This is a genomic window from Staphylococcus sp. 2S1 (genome assembly GCF_046721335.1).
GTDB classification, from domain to species: Bacteria; Bacillota; Bacilli; order Staphylococcales; family Staphylococcaceae; genus Staphylococcus; species Staphylococcus equorum_A.
Genome location: NZ_JBEUUJ010000003.1, coordinates 1,769,031 through 1,789,131, shown reverse-complemented (window position 1 = coordinate 1,789,131; position 20,101 = coordinate 1,769,031). Strand labels below are relative to the sequence as shown.

The 20,101-nt window shown below is 33.2% G+C and carries 12 protein-coding genes and 8 pseudogenes; 4 read left to right on the top strand and 16 right to left on the bottom strand.

Annotated features, from left to right (window positions below; genetic code table 11):
- Nucleotides 1-241: 241 nt before the first annotated feature.
- The 6 genes and pseudogenes from uvrC to zapA form a co-directional block, all read right to left on the bottom strand.
- Nucleotides 242-2,030 (bottom strand): annotated as a pseudogene (uvrC, locus tag ABLV90_RS09450) (excinuclease ABC subunit UvrC).
- A 246-nt stretch (nucleotides 2,031-2,276) separates the two neighbouring features.
- A complete protein-coding gene (gene trxA, locus ABLV90_RS09445; RefSeq protein WP_002507961.1) occupies nucleotides 2,277-2,591 on the bottom strand; it encodes a thioredoxin in 315 nt (104 codons plus the stop codon).
- Nucleotides 2,592-2,672: 81 nt separating this feature from the next.
- A pseudogene (locus ABLV90_RS09440) lies at nucleotides 2,673-5,022 on the bottom strand (endonuclease MutS2).
- 9 nt (nucleotides 5,023-5,031) lie between these two features.
- A pseudogene (polX, locus tag ABLV90_RS09435) lies at nucleotides 5,032-6,746 on the bottom strand (DNA polymerase/3'-5' exonuclease PolX).
- An 84-nt stretch (nucleotides 6,747-6,830) separates the two neighbouring features.
- Entirely contained in the window at nucleotides 6,831-7,343 is a 513-nt protein-coding gene (locus tag ABLV90_RS09430; protein ID WP_460872539.1) for a CvpA family protein, read from the bottom strand.
- 44 nt (nucleotides 7,344-7,387) lie between these two features.
- Nucleotides 7,388-7,654: a cell division protein ZapA gene (gene zapA / locus ABLV90_RS09425; protein WP_002507965.1), complete on the bottom strand. Its 267-nt coding sequence runs from the start codon at nucleotides 7,652-7,654 to the stop codon at nucleotides 7,388-7,390.
- 315 nt (nucleotides 7,655-7,969) lie between these two features.
- On the opposite strand from zapA, the pseudogene rnhC reads away from it, so the two are divergent.
- Nucleotides 7,970-8,913 (top strand): annotated as a pseudogene (gene rnhC / locus ABLV90_RS09420) (ribonuclease HIII).
- A 327-nt stretch (nucleotides 8,914-9,240) separates the two neighbouring features.
- Here rnhC and pheT read toward each other — a convergent pair.
- The 7 genes and pseudogenes from pheT to ABLV90_RS09385 all read right to left on the bottom strand — a co-directional run bounded on the left by pheT (nucleotide 9,241) and on the right by ABLV90_RS09385 (nucleotide 15,689).
- Nucleotides 9,241-11,644: pseudogene (gene pheT, locus ABLV90_RS09415) on the bottom strand (phenylalanine--tRNA ligase subunit beta).
- Nucleotides 11,644-12,702: a phenylalanine--tRNA ligase subunit alpha gene (pheS, locus tag ABLV90_RS09410; RefSeq protein ID WP_460872538.1), complete on the bottom strand. Its 1,059-nt coding sequence runs from the start codon at nucleotides 12,700-12,702 to the stop codon at nucleotides 11,644-11,646. Before pheS ends, pheT begins: the two are co-directional and overlap by 1 nt.
- A gap of 339 nt (nucleotides 12,703-13,041) precedes the next feature.
- Nucleotides 13,042-13,783 (bottom strand): annotated as a pseudogene (locus ABLV90_RS09405) (TrmH family RNA methyltransferase).
- Between the two features lie 231 nt (nucleotides 13,784-14,014).
- Nucleotides 14,015-14,173: a M23 family metallopeptidase gene (locus tag ABLV90_RS09400; protein ID WP_460872537.1), complete on the bottom strand. Its 159-nt coding sequence runs from the start codon at nucleotides 14,171-14,173 to the stop codon at nucleotides 14,015-14,017.
- A 25-nt stretch (nucleotides 14,174-14,198) separates the two neighbouring features.
- Nucleotides 14,199-14,753: a hypothetical protein gene (locus tag ABLV90_RS09395; RefSeq protein ID WP_460872536.1), complete on the bottom strand. Its 555-nt coding sequence runs from the start codon at nucleotides 14,751-14,753 to the stop codon at nucleotides 14,199-14,201.
- A gap of 132 nt (nucleotides 14,754-14,885) precedes the next feature.
- Entirely contained in the window at nucleotides 14,886-15,059 is a 174-nt protein-coding gene (gene rpmF, locus ABLV90_RS09390; RefSeq protein ID WP_002507971.1) for a 50S ribosomal protein L32, read from the bottom strand.
- An 84-nt stretch (nucleotides 15,060-15,143) separates the two neighbouring features.
- Nucleotides 15,144-15,689: a YceD family protein gene (locus tag ABLV90_RS09385; protein ID WP_057511870.1), complete on the bottom strand. Its 546-nt coding sequence runs from the start codon at nucleotides 15,687-15,689 to the stop codon at nucleotides 15,144-15,146.
- A gap of 126 nt (nucleotides 15,690-15,815) precedes the next feature.
- On the opposite strand from ABLV90_RS09385, the pseudogene ABLV90_RS09380 reads away from it, so the two are divergent.
- Nucleotides 15,816-16,950: pseudogene (locus ABLV90_RS09380) on the top strand (nucleotidyltransferase).
- 165 nt (nucleotides 16,951-17,115) lie between these two features.
- On the opposite strand, the gene coaD reads toward ABLV90_RS09380, so the two are convergent.
- Together coaD and rsmD are read right to left on the bottom strand one after the other, a co-directional pair.
- Nucleotides 17,116-17,601, bottom strand: a complete 486-nt coding sequence (gene coaD / locus ABLV90_RS09375) for a pantetheine-phosphate adenylyltransferase (RefSeq protein ID WP_460872535.1) — start codon at nucleotides 17,599-17,601, stop codon at nucleotides 17,116-17,118.
- A 1-nt stretch (nucleotide 17,602) separates the two neighbouring features.
- Nucleotides 17,603-18,145 (bottom strand): 16S rRNA (guanine(966)-N(2))-methyltransferase RsmD, encoded by a 543-nt coding sequence (gene rsmD, locus ABLV90_RS09370; protein ID WP_427704948.1) that lies wholly within the window; start codon nucleotides 18,143-18,145, stop codon nucleotides 17,603-17,605.
- Between the two features lie 68 nt (nucleotides 18,146-18,213).
- On the opposite strand from rsmD, the gene ABLV90_RS09365 reads away from it, so the two are divergent.
- On the top strand, nucleotides 18,214-18,603 hold the full coding sequence (locus ABLV90_RS09365) for a DUF7147 family protein (protein WP_285322980.1): 390 nt from the start codon (nucleotides 18,214-18,216) through the stop codon (nucleotides 18,601-18,603).
- Between the two features lie 125 nt (nucleotides 18,604-18,728).
- Here the strand turns inward: ABLV90_RS09365 and ABLV90_RS09360 are convergent, their stop codons facing one another.
- Nucleotides 18,729-18,980, bottom strand: a complete 252-nt coding sequence (locus ABLV90_RS09360; RefSeq protein ID WP_065337752.1) for a YlbG family protein — start codon at nucleotides 18,978-18,980, stop codon at nucleotides 18,729-18,731.
- Between the two features lie 129 nt (nucleotides 18,981-19,109).
- Here ABLV90_RS09360 and ABLV90_RS09355 point away from each other — a divergent pair.
- Nucleotides 19,110-20,031, top strand: a pseudogene (locus ABLV90_RS09355) (glycerophosphodiester phosphodiesterase).
- The last annotated feature ends 70 nt before the right edge of the window (nucleotides 20,032-20,101 follow it).

Sequence of the window (20,101 nt, the reverse complement as noted above, 5' to 3'; positions counted from 1 at the left end):
CACTAAATTATAATATTATATGTTTGTTGCAATATAATATTATGCCGTATAATTCTAAACATTTAAGTGAATCCTTAATTGAATATTACTCATTGTTTAAAAGGTTTGATTTCAAATGATAATTTTTCTCAATTAGAAAACGCTTCCACATAATTTTAAAAAAAGAATTCCTCTTATTTGCTATTGTAACACTAATTAAAAACAATTTGGGCATGAGAATGATTCTCATGCCATAAACATTTTATTTTTTATTGTGTAAGGCTTGATGTAAATTTTGGGCTACATTTTGTGGTAAGCCTGATGCTTTCAAATCATCAATACTTGCTTCTTTCATTTTCTTTATTGAACCAAACGTTCGCAACAATTTCGTTTTACGCTTGGCACCAATACCATCTACTGTATCTAATACTGATTGCAAACCTGTTTTTTGGCGTGTTTGTCTATGGAATGTAATAGCAAATCTATGCACTTCATCTTGTATCCTTTGTAACAGATAAAATGCTTGGCTATTTTTTTTGAGCGGAACGATTTCAGCACTTTCTCCATATAATATTTCTGACGTTTGGTGCTTATCATTTTTACGAAGACCTGAAACAGGGATATCTAATCCTAATTCATTCTCGAGTACATCTATTACACCACTCATATGGCCTTTACCACCATCTACAATAATTAAATCTGGCAATGGTGTGCCTTCATTTAGGACACGCGTATAACGTCTACGTACCACTTCACGCATCGATTTATAATCATCTGGCCCATCTACTGTTTGAATTTTATATTTCCGATAGCCTTTTTTATTTGGTTTACCATCAATAAACGAGACCATAGCAGAAACTGGATTCACACCCTGTATATTAGAATTATCGAACGCTTCAATTCTAATTGGTGTTTGAATACCCATACGGTCACCAAGCTCTTCAATTGCTTTAACTGTTCGGGACTCGTCTTTTGCGATTAACTCGAATTTATTTTCAAGCGTCACTTCGAGCATTATGATTTGCTAAATCTACCAATTCTTTCTTTTTACCTTTTATAGGTTGCACAATTTTTGTATCTACCACCGAACCAACCATAGCTTTATCTAGATGTTGGGGAATGTGCACTTCTTTAGGTAACAAATGTTGATTCAAATCATAAAATTGCCCGATAAAAGTATAGAATTCTTCTTCTTCTGTTTGTTGTATTGGTATCATCGTCGCATCACGTTTAATCATATTACCTTGGCGTACGAAAAACACTTGTATACACATCCAACCTTTAGATACGCTATAGCCAAATACATCTCTAATTGTATAATCTGATGTTGTGATTTTTTGTTTTTTAGTTAAATTATGAATATGTTGTATTAAATCTCTATATTCTTTTGCTCTTTCAAAATCCAATGTTTCACTAGCATCTTTCATATTTTGTTCTAAATTACGCAAAATCGTTTTATCTTCACCATTTAAGAAATCTGAAACCTCTTTAGTCATTTCTGCATACTTTTCTAATTCAACTGGATAGACACATGGCCCTAAACATTGACCAATGTGATAATATAAACACAATTTGTCAGGCATTTTATCACATTTTCTAAAAGGATAAATACGATCAAGTAATTTTTTAGTCTCTTGTGCAGAATACGCATTAGGATATGGTCCAAAATACTTACCAGTGCCTTTTTTAACTGTTCTTGTAACAATTAACCGTGGATATTTTTCTTTAGTAATTTTAATAAATGGATAACTTTTATCATCTTTTAATAAAATATTATATCTTGGTTGGTATTGTTTGATAAGGTTAAGTTCCAATAACAGTGATTCTGTCTCACTAGACGTGACAATAAATTCGAAATTTCGGATCTCTCCAACTAAACGTGTTGTCTTTGCATCGTGAGCACCAGTAAAATAAGACCTTAATCTATTTCTTAATTTCTTCGCCTTACCGACATAAATAATTTGGTCATTACGATCTTTCATCAAATAACAACCTGGTTCAGTTGGCACAACTGTAAGCTTCTGTTTGATTTGTTCTTGATACGTCTCCACGTTAATGTCTCCTCCTTTCACTTCATATTCCCTTTAAATCTATATAATATAACGACATGAAAGTAAATATACATCATGTTTCAGTTAATAATTTTTAATCATATATACATCTCATTATTTGAGTTTTAAATATTACCTACAAACTATTATAAATAGTACCAGCGCATTAAACAATCTATTGAAACGCTAATAAATTGAAAACTGGGACATTAAATAAATTAATGTCCCAGCTTTGCTAATGATTTACTATAAATGTTTCTCGATTACTTCTGCTAAGTTTTCTTTAGGTTGGAAACCTACTACTTTATCTACTGGTTCGCCATCTTTAAATACGATTAAAGTTGGGATACTCATAACTTCAAATTTAGCAGCTGTTGATGGATTTTCATCTACATCAAGTTTTAAAATATTAGCTTTGCCATCATAGTCACCGGCTAATTCTTCTAATACTGGAGCAATCATCTTACAAGGGCCACACCATGTTGCCCAAAAATCTACTAAATTTACACCTGATTTGATGTTTTCATCAAAGTTTGAATCTGTTGCTTTTACGATTGCCATAACTGCCAATCCTCCTTAAATTTCAAATGATGAAGAAATTATAACAGACTTTATAACATTCTGCATATCTCTTGCTCACGTTTATTTTAATTCTGCCACGGTAACGCCAAATCCACCTTCACTTGGCATTCCGTTTCTATATGATGACACACTTTTATGTCGTTTTAAATGTTTTTGCACACCTTTTTGCAAAGCGCCTGTTCCTTTACCATGAATAATATAAACTTGTTCATAATTACTCAACACAGCTTGGTCTAAATATTGATCCACAGCCACCATTGCTTCATCATATCGATAACCACGTAAATCGAGTTCCATTTTAATACTTTGTCGATTTTCTCGCTTAATCATCTTGGCAGGAGCTTCTTTGGTTTTCTTCGTTTTTTCTAAATCTTCTAAGGGTAATTTCATTTTTATGATACCCATCTGTACTACAGCTTCTTTATCACCAATAAGTTCTAACACTTCACCTTTTTGGCCATATGTCAGGACTTTTACTTCGTCTCCGGCCTTAATCTCGTCCCATTTTTGCTTTTGGACATTTTGTTTCAGTGACTTAGCTTCGTACTGATCTTCAAGCTGTTTCTTCTTATCGATTAATTCATGCTCTTTAACATCGGCGCCTTTTTTATCTCTAAGTTCACGTAGCTCTTTAAGAATGTCATCTGCTTCTTTCGTAGCTGATTTCACACGTTGATTTGCTTTCTCTTTGGCTTCGCTTAAAAGTTGTTTTTCATAATTCTGATATTGTGCGTACTGTTTAGCAAGTGCGTCACGCGATTCTTGTGCTTCTCTTACTAATTGATCTAATTCGATACGCTGTTCGTCAACTCGTTTAGAATTATTTTCTAATGATGCAATCATTTCATTAATTTCTTGTTCATCTTGTCCAATCATAGATTTGGCTTTTTGAATCACTTGCATATTAAGTCCTAATTTTTTAGAAATATCAAACGCGTTTGACCGTCCAGGAACGCCCATTAATAATTTATAAGTCGGACTTAATGTATTTACATCAAATTCCACACTGGCATTCATTACGCCTTCCCTATTAAAGCTGTATGCTTTTAATTCAGGATAGTGTGTCGTAGCCATTACAAGTGAACCAATTTCATGTACATGATCTAATATACTCATTGCTAAGGCGGCACCTTCACTTGGATCTGTTCCGGCGCCCAATTCATCAAATAAGATTAAACTATTTTTAGTCGCATTTTGAAGTATTTCAACAATAGTTTTCATATGTGAAGAAAACGTTGATAATGACTGTTCAATGGATTGTTCGTCCCCGATGTCACAATACACATTTTCAAAAATACTTAATTTACTGCCATCAAGTGTAGGAATTAGCATACCTGATTGAGCCATAGCTATAATTAACCCCAGTGTCTTGAGGGTCACCGTTTTACCACCCGTATTTGGCCCTGTTATAATCACAGTTTCTATATCTTGAGCAAATTCAATCGTATTCGCAACAACAGAAGTTCTATCTAGCAACGGATGAAATGCTTTCGGTAAATAAACAGTTCTATCCGTAGTAAATTCTGGTTTCGTGCCTTTAATTGAACGTGCATAACGTGCTTTAGCTGTTAAAAAATCAATTTGACCCATAATAGATTCTGAAATCAAACAAGCGTCTGCTTCTTCAGCAACTTGTATAGTTAGTTCAGTCAATATACGTTCACGCTCTACAGCTTCATCATTACGGAAACTACTAATTTGATTACTCATTTCTACTATTGAAGAAGGTTCAATATACAATGTTTGACCAGATGCAGATTGGTCGTGCACAATCCCGTTGAAATCTTGACGATACTCTGCTTTCACTGGTATAACATTACGATCGTTACGCACTGTCACAATTGCATCAGATAGTTTTTTTTGATTGCCTTGATGCTTTACAATTTTATCTAAATTTTGTTTTATGCGTTGCGTTGTTTTAGAAATCTTACTTCTAATACCTTGTAATTCGTAACTAGCATCATCAAATAAATCATAGGCATCACATTTTTGATGTATATTTTGATACAAGTCTGATAAAACAGGTAGTTGTTCCATTCTATCGTTTAGAATTGGGTAATTAATTTCTTCTTCTTCGTTCAACAAACTATTATAAAATGTTTTATATTGATTTTGTATTTGTATTAAGCGTTTAATTACATTTAATTCGCTAACATTGAGTACGCCACCAATTGTCGCTCTATGAATAAATGAAGATATTTTTGCTAAACCACTTAAACTTGGCATGCGATGCTTATTATAGATTTGAGCTATTTCATCTGTTTCATTCATTTGAAATTCGACGGTATTAAAATCAGTTGCTTGGTGTCATCGCTATAACTTTTTCTTTACCTAAATCACTTATTGTTTCATTCTCTACAAGTGCTTTTATTTTGTCGAATTCCAGGACATTTAATGATTTCTGCCTCATATAATCCCTCTATTTCTTCAATTTAATATTATTTTCTATAAGCGATTTAAACGCCTCTCGTGACATCGTATTGATTACTCTGTCTTTTTTTACGAACCCTTTTTGTGCAGTCGCCACACCGTACTTCATGAATTCAAGATGATCTACATGATGGGCATCCGTATTAATAGTTAATTTAACATTCGGATGTTTTTTAACTGTTTCGGCATTTAAATCTAACCGTTTAGGGTTTGCATTAATTTCTAAAATCGTGTTTGTCTCTTCAGCAATTTTACATAATCTATCAATATCTGGTTCATAACCTGGACGTTTACCAATAATACGACCTGTTGGATGTGCAATATGTCTGACATATGGATTGCGACATGCGTTTTCTAAGCGTTTCATAATGTCTTCCTGTGATTGATTAAAACTTTGGTGTATTGCTTGCAATGACATAATCTAATTGCGCCAACACTTCGTCATCATAGTCTAAACGACCATCAGGAAGTATGTCCATTTCAATACCTGAGTAAATATCAATTTCTTCATATTTATTATTCAAAGCTTTGATTTCTTCATTTTGGCGTAATAGGCGCTCAACTGACAAACCATTAGCAACTTTTAAGCTTTGAGAGTGATCTGTAATCACCATAAATTGATGACCTTTAGCAATGTTTGCTTCTATCATTTCTTCAATACTGAATGCACCATCGCTATACGTCGTATGCATATGAATATCTCCATTAATGTCATCTAATTTAATAATATCTGACAGGTCTTTATCGAACTCACTTCCATCTTCACGCATTGCTTGGGTCAATCCAATTCACACCGAAATGTTCATAAATTTCTTTTTCACTTTGATATTGAAGCAATTCGCCATTTGCTTGTTCGATACCATATTCACTCACTTTTTCATCATTTTCTTTAGCTAACTGACGAATACGAATATTGTGATCTTTAGAACCAGTGAAATGCTGTAGTGTGTGATAGAAAGCTGAAGGTTCGATTAACCTGAAATCTACACCTATTGTTTCATCATCATAAGTTACTTCTAATGATACTTTTGTTTGACCAACAGCTACTTCTTTAACTTTATTAGGAATATCAAGTAATGCTTGTTGTACCTTTGTCGGTTCATTTGTACTTATAATATAGTCTAAATCTTTACTCATTTCTTTAAATCTTCTGTAACTACCCGCTACTTCGTATTGTTCAATATCTGCAATTGAGGCTAAATGTTCGTTAATTTCAATGTTTAAGCCTCTCATTTGGTCAATCGGGTATTTATCTTTTTTCGCACCAAGCGCTTTAACTGCCTCTAAGATATTTTGCTCGGTTTTTTTAGCAAAGCCGCTTAATTCACTCACTTCACCTGCTTCACAAGCTTTTTGTAATGCTTCTTTGCCATCTATATTTAATTCTTTATAAAGTTTAGCTATTTTCTTACTGCCTAATCCTTGTATTTTCAATAAAGGAATTAACCCTTCCGGCACTTCCTCTTGTAATGACGCTAAAGTCGAAGAATTCCCCTCTTGACGATATTCTTTAATTACATCTCCTACACCTTTACCAATGCCTTTTAATTCTGTAACATCCTCAATTTGATCAAGCGGACGTTCATCTATTTCAAGGCTTTGTGCGGCTTTTCTATACGCTGAAACTTTAAATGTGTTTTCACCTTTTAATTCCATATAAGTAGCTATTTTTTCTAATAATTGAATAATATCTTTTTTTGTCATTACTTTCACTCCATAAAAAAAGGTCAAGACAGATTACTGTTATGCGTTCATCAGTAAATTGGTTATGCCCTGACCTCCTGTATTTTAAAAATCTATATATTTTACGAAAATTATGCTAACTATATGTTTAATACGAATGTCGATACATAAGTAATATGTAATAACATATATTCGGCAATCATCGAGCTTGAGAGTTGCTGTTGGATAAATTCTAATGGATAAAGTGCTCGCACTATACAATAATGTTGTGCAAATAATAATTGAAGATATTATTCCCATTAACATACCAATAAATCGACTTATTAAATTGAGCCCTTGGTATTGAATCACTTTATCAAAGACTACAATAACCCCATAGCAAAGCATTTTGGTAATTGTCGCTACGATTAAAAATGCAATAATGTGGTCGAATCGCTGTTGTAGATTATCAAATTGAAAAGCATAATTCAAATCGTAAGCCTGTGTTTTAGGAAAAGGTATAAATAATTCCAATCGTTGAGATATTTGCAAATAAAATCGTTGTGCTACCCATAATGAAAACAGCGTAGCACCTAGATGCAATGCACTTAACCATACACCTCTTCTAAATCCAATCATTCCTATGTATATAAAAACAATTACTATTAGTATATCAAAAATCATTATTCATCACTGTTTTTCAGTTGTTTTATTTCTTGTTGTAGACGATGATTTTCCTCTTCTAATTGTACTTTTTCATGCATGATATTTACCGCTGTTAATATTGCTTTTCTTGTCGTGTCTAGACCTGCACTTTTACTGCCCAATTCCTTAATCCTTTCATCAACGAGATGTGCTACATAACGGATATGCTCAGGATTGTCCTCTCCGACAATTGTATAGCGCTGATCATTAATAGTGACGTTAATCCGATTTTTAAACTCTCCCATATAATAACTCCTGACTTTTGTTTATATTTCCGAATTCCTTCTCTAATTGATTCTTTTAAGTGTTTAATTTAGTAATTCATACTATTTATTACGAACCATTATACACGACAAAATATTATTTTGTAAGAGGTGTGATTTGTAATATTTGAAATATTTGTTATTTATAACATTTTTGACAATGTAAACGAAAATGCCTCTACATAAACTTTTAATAGATGGTACTTTCACAGGTAGCTCGGTTATTTATACTTGTGATATGATGTTCAGTGTCGAAATATAAATATTAGCAATCCATATAAAGTGAGGCCAAAAAACATGACAAATGTTGTACTTAAATTAACAAATCAAGAAATCCAGCAATTAATGTCTAAAATTCAATTTGATACATCGAATGTTTCTCAGGGAATGAAAGGCAAAACTAAATATAAAAGCACTTCAATTTCAATTTATAATTCAAATAAAGTCATGTTTCAAGGTAAAGATGCAGATAATATAGCATCCCAACTCTTACCTAATACAGCTAAACCTGCAACATCTACAACGAATTCAGCCAAAAAAACTTCTAGCACTAAGCAAACTATTCGATATAACAATTATCAATGTATTGGTAGTGATGAAGCGGGCAGTGGTGACTATTTCGGACCACTTACTGTGTGTCTTGCGTATGTTTCTAAGAAAAATGTTCAAATTTTAAAAACCCTTGGCGTCGATGATTCTAAAAAATTGACTGATGCAAAAATCGTAGAATTGGCTGAACAGCTTGTGACTTTTATCCCTCATTCTTTGTTAACTATGCACAATGAAAAATATAACGAAAAACAAAAATCTGGCTGGTCACAAGTTAAAATGAAAGCAGTATTACATAATGAAGCAATCAAAAATGTAACGCAAAAGATAGATACTGATGAAATAGACTATATTGTCATTGATCAATTTGCTGAAGCTCGGTGTATATAAACGCTATGCGCTAACCGATTTACCCTTCAGCACTAAAACAAAATTCGAAACAAAAGGTGAATCTAAATCTATAGCAATTGCGGCAGCCAGTATTATTTCACGTTATGCCTTTGTTAAAAATATGGATAGCCTCTCCCGTGCTTGCTAAAACAGAGATTCCTAAAGGCGCTAGTAATAAGGTCGATCTTGCGGCAGCTAAAATCATTGAACGCAAAGGCATTGATTACCTAGACTCTATCACTAAAAAGCATTTTGCCAACCGTGCCAAAGCAGAAAAATTAGTACAAAAGAAACATCGTTAGAAAATAAAAATCTTGATAGTCCATTTGCGATGATCTACCAAAATTTCATAACGAGACAAACCAATTGCCATAAAAGCATTTGGTTTATTTTTTTATAAGTATTTATCATTGAGACAATCTTTGTTTAATAATGAAATTATTATTGTTTAAATAAAGTCAGTGATTTGTGCCGACTCCTGCGGTAAAAGCGCTAGCCTAAATCTACAGTCTGAGCCTATGCTCGCGGAAAGCGTGCACAAAAAACTGCCACCACATGGACTTTATCGACAATCTAAAAACCTTGGCAGTCCATAATAATGGTCTACCAAGGTTTTTAATCACACTATTTTATCTAATTGTTGCACCTTCTGCTTGTAAAGCAGCTAAGATGTCTTCATGTACTGCATTTACTTTGTCATCTGTAAGTGTTTGCTCTGTATCTAAATAAGCTAAACGAATTGCAATTGATTTCTCATCTTCAGCAATATGTTCACCCTCATAAACATCAAATACTTCGGCATTTTGTAAAATATCTCCACCATGGTTTTCAATGACTTTCACTAATTTTGCTGATGGTATTGTACGGTTGATAACTAAAGCAATATCTCTTGATACACCTGGGAATCTAGGGATAGGTTGATAATTAATATATCCTACTGTGACAGCCATCAATTTTTCATAATTTAATTCAAAAACGTATGTGCGTTTTAAGTCATGCTCTTTTTCAACTTGAGGATGCAATTCACCCACAAAGCCAATGATTTCATCGTTTAATTTAACCATAGCTGTTCTACCAGGATGTAAGCCATCAATTTCTCCAGACTCATAGTCAAATTGGATATCTAATTTTTCAGCAATGCGATCTACGATTCCTTTGACAACAAAGAAATCAATTTCTTCTTTCTTACCTTGCCAAGCATTAACTGTGTAATCACCTGTTAAGATACCGCTTAAATATTCAACTTCATCTGGTAATTCACCTTCACCATTACCAAAGAATACGCGACCTAGTTCATACAAGCGCACATTATTATTTTTACGTGCGACGTTATAAGAAACTGCATCAATTAAATGAGGTACCAAACTTTGTCGTAAAGTAGCATGCGCTTCACTCATCGGCATTAATAAATCAATTGTAGCGCGTTCTTGTAGCGCGAAATCTTGTGCTCTTTGTTTGTCTACCAATGAATAGTTAATTGCTTGGCTTAATCCAGCGCCTTCTAGTGTTGCTTTCACGACACGAGACTTACCTTGTCTATCAGTTAAAGCACCATGTGTGACTTCCTCAAACACAGGTAATGTTGATGGGATTTCGTCGTAACCATAAATACGTGCAATTTCTTCAATTAAGTCTTCTTTTATTGTAATATCTTTACGACGAGAAGGTACCCTAACAGTTAAGATATCTTTATTTCTAGTTGTTTCAAAGCCTAATTGTACAAAAATCGCTTCAATTTCTTCCGCTGATAGTTCAAAACCTACTGTTTTATTTACTTTATCTATAGAAATTTCAATTGGAGTAACAAATTGACCTAAATCACCTTCTGCTACACGACCTTGTGTTACTGAACCGCCCGCATAAGTTTGAAGTAAATAACACGCTCTATCCACCGCTTCATCTACAAATTCTGTAGCAATGCCTTTTTCGAAACGACTAGAAGCTTCACTTCTTAAGTTTAATCTTCTTGAAGTATGTCTAATAGAAACAGGGTCAAAAATTGCGCCTTCAATCACAACATTCGTTGTTGATTCAGTCACTTCTGAGAAATCGCCACCCATTACACCGGCAATTGCTATTGGATTTGTGCCGTTTGTAATAACGATATCACTGTCTTTCAATGTTCTTTCTTGATCATCTAGTGTAGTCATTTTTTCATCAGCATGAGCTTGACGTACTTCTATTTGACTTGAACCTATTTGATCTTTATCAAACATGTGTAGCGGTTGTCCGTATTCTAAAAGTACATAGTTTGATATATCTACGACGTTATTGATTGGACGAATACCTGCTTTGATTAAACGCATTTGCATCCACTCTGGAGATGGTGCGATTGTTAGACCATTCACTACTCTTGCACTATAATATGCAACTTTATCTTTATTTTGAATGTTCACGCTGATTTCATCTGATGCTTGTCCAGAAACCTCTTTACTATTTGTTTTTGGTTTCTTCATCGACACATTGTATAATGCTGCTGTTTCATAAGCTGTACCAATCATACTTAGTGCATCAGCTCTGTTTGGTGTTAAATCAAATTCCATCACTTGGTCATTTAAATATAACGCAGTCATAGCATCTGTACCTGGCGTCACTTCTGATGAAAAGACATAAATACCATCTTCAAATTTTTTAGGGACAAGATTGCTTGGCACACCAATTTCTTGAAGCGAACAAATCATACCCTCTGAACGTTCTCCACGTAATTTAGCACGCTTAATTTTTATGCCGCCAGGTAATCTACCACCTACTGTTGCAACAATGACTGTCTGACCAAGCATCAACATTAGGCGCACCACACACGATTTGTACCGGTTCTGCTTCACCAATGTCTACTAAACATATATTTAACTTGTCAGCATCTGGATGAGGCGCTTTAGATTGTACGTAACCGACAACTAAATTTTTAGTTTCTTTTGTATAATCTACAACATCATCTACTTCAATCCCAGTACGTGTAATTCTTTCTGCAAGTGCATTTACTGGTTCATTAATATCTACGTAACTTTCTAACCATTCTTTTGAAATAAACATTACTTTTCACCTCTATCTTCTACAGCTTTAAATTGATCTAAGAAACGTACATCATTTGTATAGAAATGACGTATATCCTCAATACCATATTTCAACATTGCAATTCGATCAGGCCCCATACCAAATGCAAAGCCAGTATATTTATTTGAATCGAAACCTGCCATTTCTAATACATTAGGATGTACCATACCAGCGCCTAGAATTTCTATCCAACCTGTTTGCTTACAAACATTACAGCCTGCACCTTCACATTTGAAACATGAAACATCTACTTCTACTGAAGGTTCAGTAAATGGGAAGTAACTTGGACGTAATCTAATTTCTCTATCTTCGCCAAACAATTGTTTAGCTAATAATTCTAACGTACCTTTTAAATCGCTCATTTTAATATTTTCATCTACAACTAAACCTTCAATTTGAGTAAATTGATGACTATGCGTTGCATCATCAGAATCGCGTCGATAAACTTTACCGGGGCATAAGATTTTTACAGGACCTTGACCATTGCGTTCTTCCATCGTTCTCGCTTGCACAGGAGAAGTGTGTGTACGCATTAATATTTCATCTGTAATATAAAAGCTATCTTGCATATCTCTTGCTGGATGTGATTTAGGTAAGTTTAACGCTTCAAAGTTATAGTAATCTTTTTCTACTTCAAAACCATCAACAATTTCGTAACCTAAACCTAAGAATAAATCTTCAATCTCTTCAATCGTTCTTGTTAAAGGATGTTTAGAGCCTATTGAAATTTTACGGCCAGGTAATGTGACATCAATTTGTTCTTCTTTTAATTGTTGTTCTAATTGTTCATGAGCTAAAAGTTCTTGACGTGATTCAATTTCACCTTCAATGGCTTGTCTCACTTCATTCACTTGTTGACCATAGGCTGGTTTTTCTTCGTTTGATAAATCTTTCATATGTTTCATTAAACCAGTAACTGAACCTTTTTTACCTAAATATTTAACTTTTACGTCTTGTAATTCTTTTTCATTTTGAGCTTCATTAATATCAACTAATGCTTGTCGCTTAATCTCAGTCATCGCTTCTGTTTGTGCCATACATAGTCCTCCTATATTAAAATCTAAATGTATAATGATTGTTTGTAAAAATGCAAAAAAAGACTTTCATCCCTTGAAACTGGGACGAAAGCCTTCCGTGGTACCACCCAAATTTATGCCTAAGCATACACTTGTTGTCATTGATAACGGAAATGAAGTCCGACTTAAATTTCTTTAAGTAACCAAAAAGGTGAAAAAAACTAAATACAGTGGATTATCTTGCAGTCTTAGGATAATCTCCCTTAAGCAACTGTATGAAAATAGTCTACGTCTTTTTAAAGGTTAATATTTATTTTGTAATATCATTAACTATATTATATACGATAATTGATTAAAGGGTCAACCTTTCAAGTGATACATCACGATACTACCAGCTATTGCTACATTTAAGCTTTCAGCCTTGCCATATATAGGTATTGTTAAATTTTGAGTCGTTTTACTCAACAATTCAGGGTTTACACCTTCACCTTCATTACCTAAAAGTAACGCGAACTTTTCTTGGCTTTGTATTTGATTATAGGCTACTGCATTATCCAACGCAGTACCATACACTTCACCTTCAAATTCATCAATAAATTCACTTAAATCTTGTGACACAATTGGAATATGAAAGACACTGCCTTGACTCGCACGCATAACTTTATCTTGATAAGGGTCTGCTGTGCCTTTTTCAAGAACAATTAAATCTAATCCTGCGAGCATCAGCGGTACGGATTAGTGTTCCTAAATTACCTGGGTCTTGAATACAGTCTATTAATAGCACTTGTTGGGCTTTCCGTGTTTCATGAACAGGTTTTTCAATCACTGCAAAGAACCCTTGTGGCGTAACTGTACCTGATAATGCTTCAGCAACTTTTAAATTGATTTCAAATACTTCTTCAGCATAATTAATCATATCATCATCGAGTCTTTCAATATCAACGACATACAATTGTTCAATTTTTAAATTGCTCTTATAAGCCTCTTCAATCAAATGATAACCCTCGATAAGTGCACGTCCTGTTTTATCTCTTTCACGTTTCTTTTTTAATTTAATTGCATTTTTAACTTTACTATTTTGAGCCGAAGTAATCATTTCCATAGCATAGCCTCTTTATTTTAGTATTTTTAACTTTTAAATTTATGTTTAATATTTGTACTAATATTTTTAAAAAATGTAGAAAAATGACTTTCACTTTCCACTAAAATATTATCTCCTGTATATGTTACTATATCACCTTTGACTGGGGAAGCGTTATTGAGAAATCTAATTTTCAACGTCTGAGTTGTTTGTATGTTTTTATGATTCATCACTTGAAAATGTACATGTGGTTCAGCAGACATTTCCAGAATTACCTACATTTGCGATATGTTGTCCACGCAACAACGTATCTCCTTTGTTAATTTTAAATGAATCCGGTTTGATATGTGCTATCATACTATATTCATTACGTCCGTGTTTAATAATTATATAATTACCTTCAGGATGCATTGTATTATATTCACCAGGTATGCAATCAGGAATCCCGTCTACAATTTCTTCTACTACTCCGTTTGCTCGGAGCTAAAATAGGCGCATTATAACTAAAATAATTCTCACACAGCGTAGGATCACCATTATATGTAAAACCTTCAATTACTTTCACAAAATCAAAAGCATTGCGTTGGTTTTTATATCGATAGTGATGATTTAATAATTCATTCGAGCCACCAGTATGAACAAGCCAATCTTCTTGTAAAGGGATGGTATAGCTACATTTAGAGAACTTAATCAAATGTGATTGCTTAATCGGAATTAGCGCCATTCCAATAATTTCTTGATATTTATTTAAAATGACACTTGCACCTGATTCCATATTACTGTCAAACCAAATGTACTCATCTTGACGATTTATATGTAAATGTTTATACAACCTGTTTGTTCCTCTGATACCATTATATGCACTCAACAATTTTTTGAATTCTTTATAAGAAGAAACGTCTTGAAAATAATCACTAAAATGCTCATAAAGCCAAATCGCATCACTATTTTCTATTTTATCTATAATTATTTGTGCATTCATTGTTTCCATAATTTTACACAACCTATCAGTTGAATATAAATACTATCTATCTCTAACATAAAAAATCGCTCAAAAATTATCAAGTGAATAATTAGTGAACGATTAGAATAGGCTATTATTAAGCCATTTAATTAAATGAAATTATTTTGATACAACGTCTTCGCCATTGTATGAACCACAGTTCTTACAAACGCGGTGAGATAATTTATATTCTCCACAACTTGGGCACTCTGTCATACCAGGTACTGAAATTTTGAAATGCGTACGACGTTTATTTTTTCTTGTTTTTGACGTTCTTCTTTTTGGTACTGCCATGATATATCCTCCTTATATTCAAACACTAAATAGAAATTTTCAGATTCAATAATCCATTATACTATAGATTATTAAAATCCGCTATTACTCTTCGTCATATAATTGTTGTAGTTTTTGAAGCCTAGGATCAATTTGCTTAGATTCAGATTCTTCCTTATCTTTTGCAAGCTCAACCGCTTCTTCTTCGTCAATAACTTCCCAACCATTGCCTTCACTTAACATCTGATCGCTTTCGCTTGAAAAAACACGCATTGGCTTTCCAATGATAACTAGTTCTTCAGTAATATCTTTTAGATTTATCATACCGTTTGTTGCATCATGGTAATGTTCATCTTTATCTTCGCCATTACTATACTCATCATATCCTTCTAAATCAAAAATCTCTTGAGATTTAATATCTATAGGAGTTTCTACAGGAACTAACGTACGTGCACATGGCATCGTATACGTTCCGGTTATATGCATATCTGCAATGACTTCATTTGATCTGACGGTTAATTCACCTTCAACATCAATATCAGATAGATCTATTAAATCTAATGATTTTACTAAATGATCAAAATTAACCGTTTGATGAAATTCAAATGGTTTATCTTGGAATTTTCTTAATTGTGTTATTGACCATTTCATAGGGCTTCACCTCTAACAAGCACAAAATTTATTTTAACTTTATAGACATAAGTTGTCAAGATTTTTTCTTAACACATTTACATCTGTTACAATATATATAATGAATTCTGAAAGGAAGAATTGCAAATGAAAAGCGTTGCACTAGTCACAGAATATAATCCTTTCCACAATGGTCACTTATACCATGCCCAGAAATCAAAGTCAATTACCGAAGCTGAAGTTTCTGTCGCAATTATGAGTGGAAACTTTGTAATGAGAGGCCAACCGAGCAATTTATAATAAATTCACTCGAACACAAATGGCGTTAACCGCTGTTGACTTAGTTATTGAATTACCTGCCTACTCTGCTATATCTGCAGGACAGTATTTTGCAGAAACTGCAGTTCAAGTAGCAGATTATTTAAATATTAATCATTTATCATTTGGTAGTGAATCTGGTGATATAAATGCATTTCTATCACTTGCTCAAGAAATGAATAAAGTAGAAGATTCCCCACAATTTTCTGAGAAATCTAAAGAAGGTAAAAGCTACCCACGAATAATTAGTGAACTTATCTCTGATCATTCGTTACTTTCATCACCTAATAACACTTTAGGGATATCATATGTGCGTGCGATTCAAAAATGGGCACCATGCATCCAACCTTGGACGATACCTCGAGAACAAAGCGCTCATCATGATGATTTGATTTCAAACTTTGCTTTTGCGAGTGGTACTTCGATTCGTAAATCGATTCAAACAGGTGATGAACAATGGAAAAAGGTTGTTCCTGAATCTACTCAAGCACTTTATGGAGTGCCTCACGTCTCAATTGAAGACACCTTCACTTATATAAAATACGCAATTTTAAGTCAAGATGTGCAAGCTTTAGAACAAATCCACTTAATGAGTGAAGGCTTAGAACATCGTTTAATACATTTAATCAATGAAGCGACTTCTTTTGAACATTTAATGAAATTAATTAAAACGAAGCGTTATACATATACGCATATCCAACGTTTACTTATGAACATTTTACTGAATTTCAAACAACAAGATAAACCTTCAACAATTAAAGCCGTTAGAGTATTAGGCATGACACAAAAAGGACAGCAATATTTAAAATATTTAAAAAACGCTTTTCCAGAACGTAATTATATAACACAAGTCAATAAACAAAACGCACATTATTTTACGAATGAAATACACGCCACTCAGATTTATAATTTTCTTTCTAATAGCACCGCTACCGACTTCAATACACCTGTGATACGTGTTTAAGACAGTATATATTAACCATAAATTAAAAAGGGCTGACCGCATACCTAAAAGTATGAAGTCAGCCCTTTTTAATTATCCATTTGCCTATTTGCCTAGATACAGTTCAACGATTTTGTATACAGTCTAGAACCACTATTCAATTTGTTAAGTATCGGTTCTTTATAGTTATTTTCTAAATTTTTTGTTCAATGCTTTTTCCACATGTACTGGGACGAAGTCTGAAACATTTGCCTTATATGCGACAACTTCTTTAACTACACTTGAACTAATAAACGAGTAATTTGTACTTGTCATCATATACATTGTTTCTACATCACTATTTAGCTTCTTATTCATTGAAGTCAGTCTCAATTCATATTCAAAGTCACTTACAGCTCTCAAACCTCTAATTATTGTCTGTGCGCCAATATCGTCACAAAAATCAACAAGTAAACCATTAAAGTGATGAACTGTAACGTTATCCAAATGTTTCACTGATTCTTTAATCAATTCTATGCGTTCTTCAATTGAAAATGTTCCTGCTTTACTACTGTTTTTTAAGACACAAATGTGAAGCTCATCAAAGCGATCAGCACTTCTATCTATAATATCTATATGCCCATATGTAATTGGATCAAAACTTCCGGGAATAACTGCTTTAGTTGTAGACATTTTAATCTCCTTTTTCTAATAACAAAGTGTCTGTCAGTCCATAATGATAACGCTTTATCACATGGAAAGGGTCTGTATTAATTTTTTCGTGATGATTGAACTCACAAACGATAATACCACTTTCTTTTAATAAATTAAACTTTGCGATTTCTTCCAACGCTTCATCTATAAGTCCTTTTTCATATGGTGGGTCCAAAAAAATTACATCAAATTGAATATCACGTTTCGAAAGTGCTTTCAACGCACGGTCTGCATTGTTTTTATATACTTCAGTTTGCGATTCTATATTTAAATTTTTTAAATTTGCTTTAATCACTTTAACAGCTTTAAAATTTTGATCTACAAAAATCATTTTATCAATACCACGAGACAAAGCTTCGATACCTAAAGACCCACTACCCGCATATAAATCTAAACCTATACCTGAAACTTCATGAAGACTATTAAAAATACCCTCTTTCACTTTATCCATCGTAGGTCTTGTATTGCGCCCTTCTAAACTCTCTAGTGCTTTACTTTTATGTATTCCTGAAATCACTCTCATATTATTAACACTTCCATTCTTAAATCAAATTTTATATAATGCATACTGCACGATAGGAGGTTACAATATTGAAACAATCATTTATAAAATTAGGCGAAGGCCTCACAGACTTATTCGAATTTAACACTTTAATAGCATATAATTTCAAACGTATCGACCATATTGTGTATTTCCACACTGCTACTTTCGAAAAAAAGCCTTCTTCAGTAGCAATCATTATGCATCCTACAAGTGAAAATCACTTCCAAGCTATGTATATCATGGTTAATGCTTTAAATTATCCCTATCCTAATTCAAACAAAAAGTTTGAATTAATCAATGAGCAAGCAAGACTATACAATATAGATATCAAAGAGGTAGATGTACAACCAAGTGACACTTTCCACGACATCGATTTATATTTTAATTACTTAATCAGCGTTTTAAGACTGCAACGATGGATTCCACCATTGCAATAATTGAATAAAACAAGCCACTGTAGACTATAATTGTACTATTGTGGCTTGTTTAACTGCCCTATATTAAGTCATTAGCTAGATTTCTATCGATTGGATACAAAAATAAAGCTTTTAAAACTTTTGAATCAAGATATTTCATGCTGTTCTTTTTCATAAACCTTTTTTAAATATTTATAGGGCGAACCTTCAATATTTTTCACATATTTAAGCTTCATTAATTTCTCAACAATTTGATCCGCTTCTTCTTCATTTATATACATTACGACATAGCGTTGTTGTCTATTTACACTTACGATATGACCAAATTTCCTTACTTGTCTTTCGTGTTTCATATGTTTTAAATAAATTATCAAACTTGTTCTAGCTATAGTGTTCATTTTTTTCACTCCAATTATTAGCCATTATATAATATCATGTCTTTTTCTTTTTATAAATAACAATTATTTTGATGTATCACAAACATTTGCTATATTACTTTATATACTCAAAACTGAGGAGGATTGCTCGTGACAAAAATTAATAAATTAATTAAGGGCGGATTTTTAAGTACGCTAGGTTTAGTCGGTAGCGTGTTATTAATTACTAAATATAAAGCTAAACCGAATAATCAAAGTATACCATCTTTCTTTTCTAAACCTGCACCATATATATTTGCCCATCGTGGTGGTATGGCTGTAAGACCAGAGCAAACTAAACTTGCTTTTGATAATGCAATGAGCACACGGGATTGATGGATTTGAAACAGATGTGAGACTTACAAAAGATCGAAAACTCATCGTTTTCCATGATGTAGATGTGGATCGTACGACTAACGGTTCAGGTAAAGTATCAGAACATACTTTAGCAGAGATAAAACAGTTAGATTCAGGATATCATTTTGTAGATATAAACGGTCATAAACCTTATCGAGGTCACAAAGATGCTTATATTTTATCTTTTGATGAATTACTTAAATTATATCCAAATCAATTGATTAATGTTGATTTAAAAGACGATCCTGAAAGTGAACATGGTCATCTTGTACCAGAAATTATATTTGAGGATATTGTTGCTAATAATGCTCAAGATCGCGTATTAGTAACAAGTTTCCACGGTAAACAAATTGAACGGTTTAATATAATAAGTAATGGCACTGTAGCTATTGGCGCAGGCCAAAATGAAGTGGCAGAAGGCTTCTTAAAGTTCTATTTAGGTCTAGGCGATACCTTTCAGCCACGTGCGCACACTTTCCAAATGCCTGTTTCTTTCAAAGGTATTAAACTAACTTCACCAAAATTCATTCAGTGGCTTAACACGCGTGATATCATCCCAGGTTATTATGGGGTGAATAATCTCGACTTAATGAATGATTTGATTTTTAATGGTGCGCATACACTTGTTACTGACAGACCCGATTTAGCAGAACGATTTAAACATACTTATCAGTAGCAACGCATGCGTCATAATAAAGCTGGGAAACCTCAATGAGGCGTCCCAGCTTTTTCAATATTTATTATTA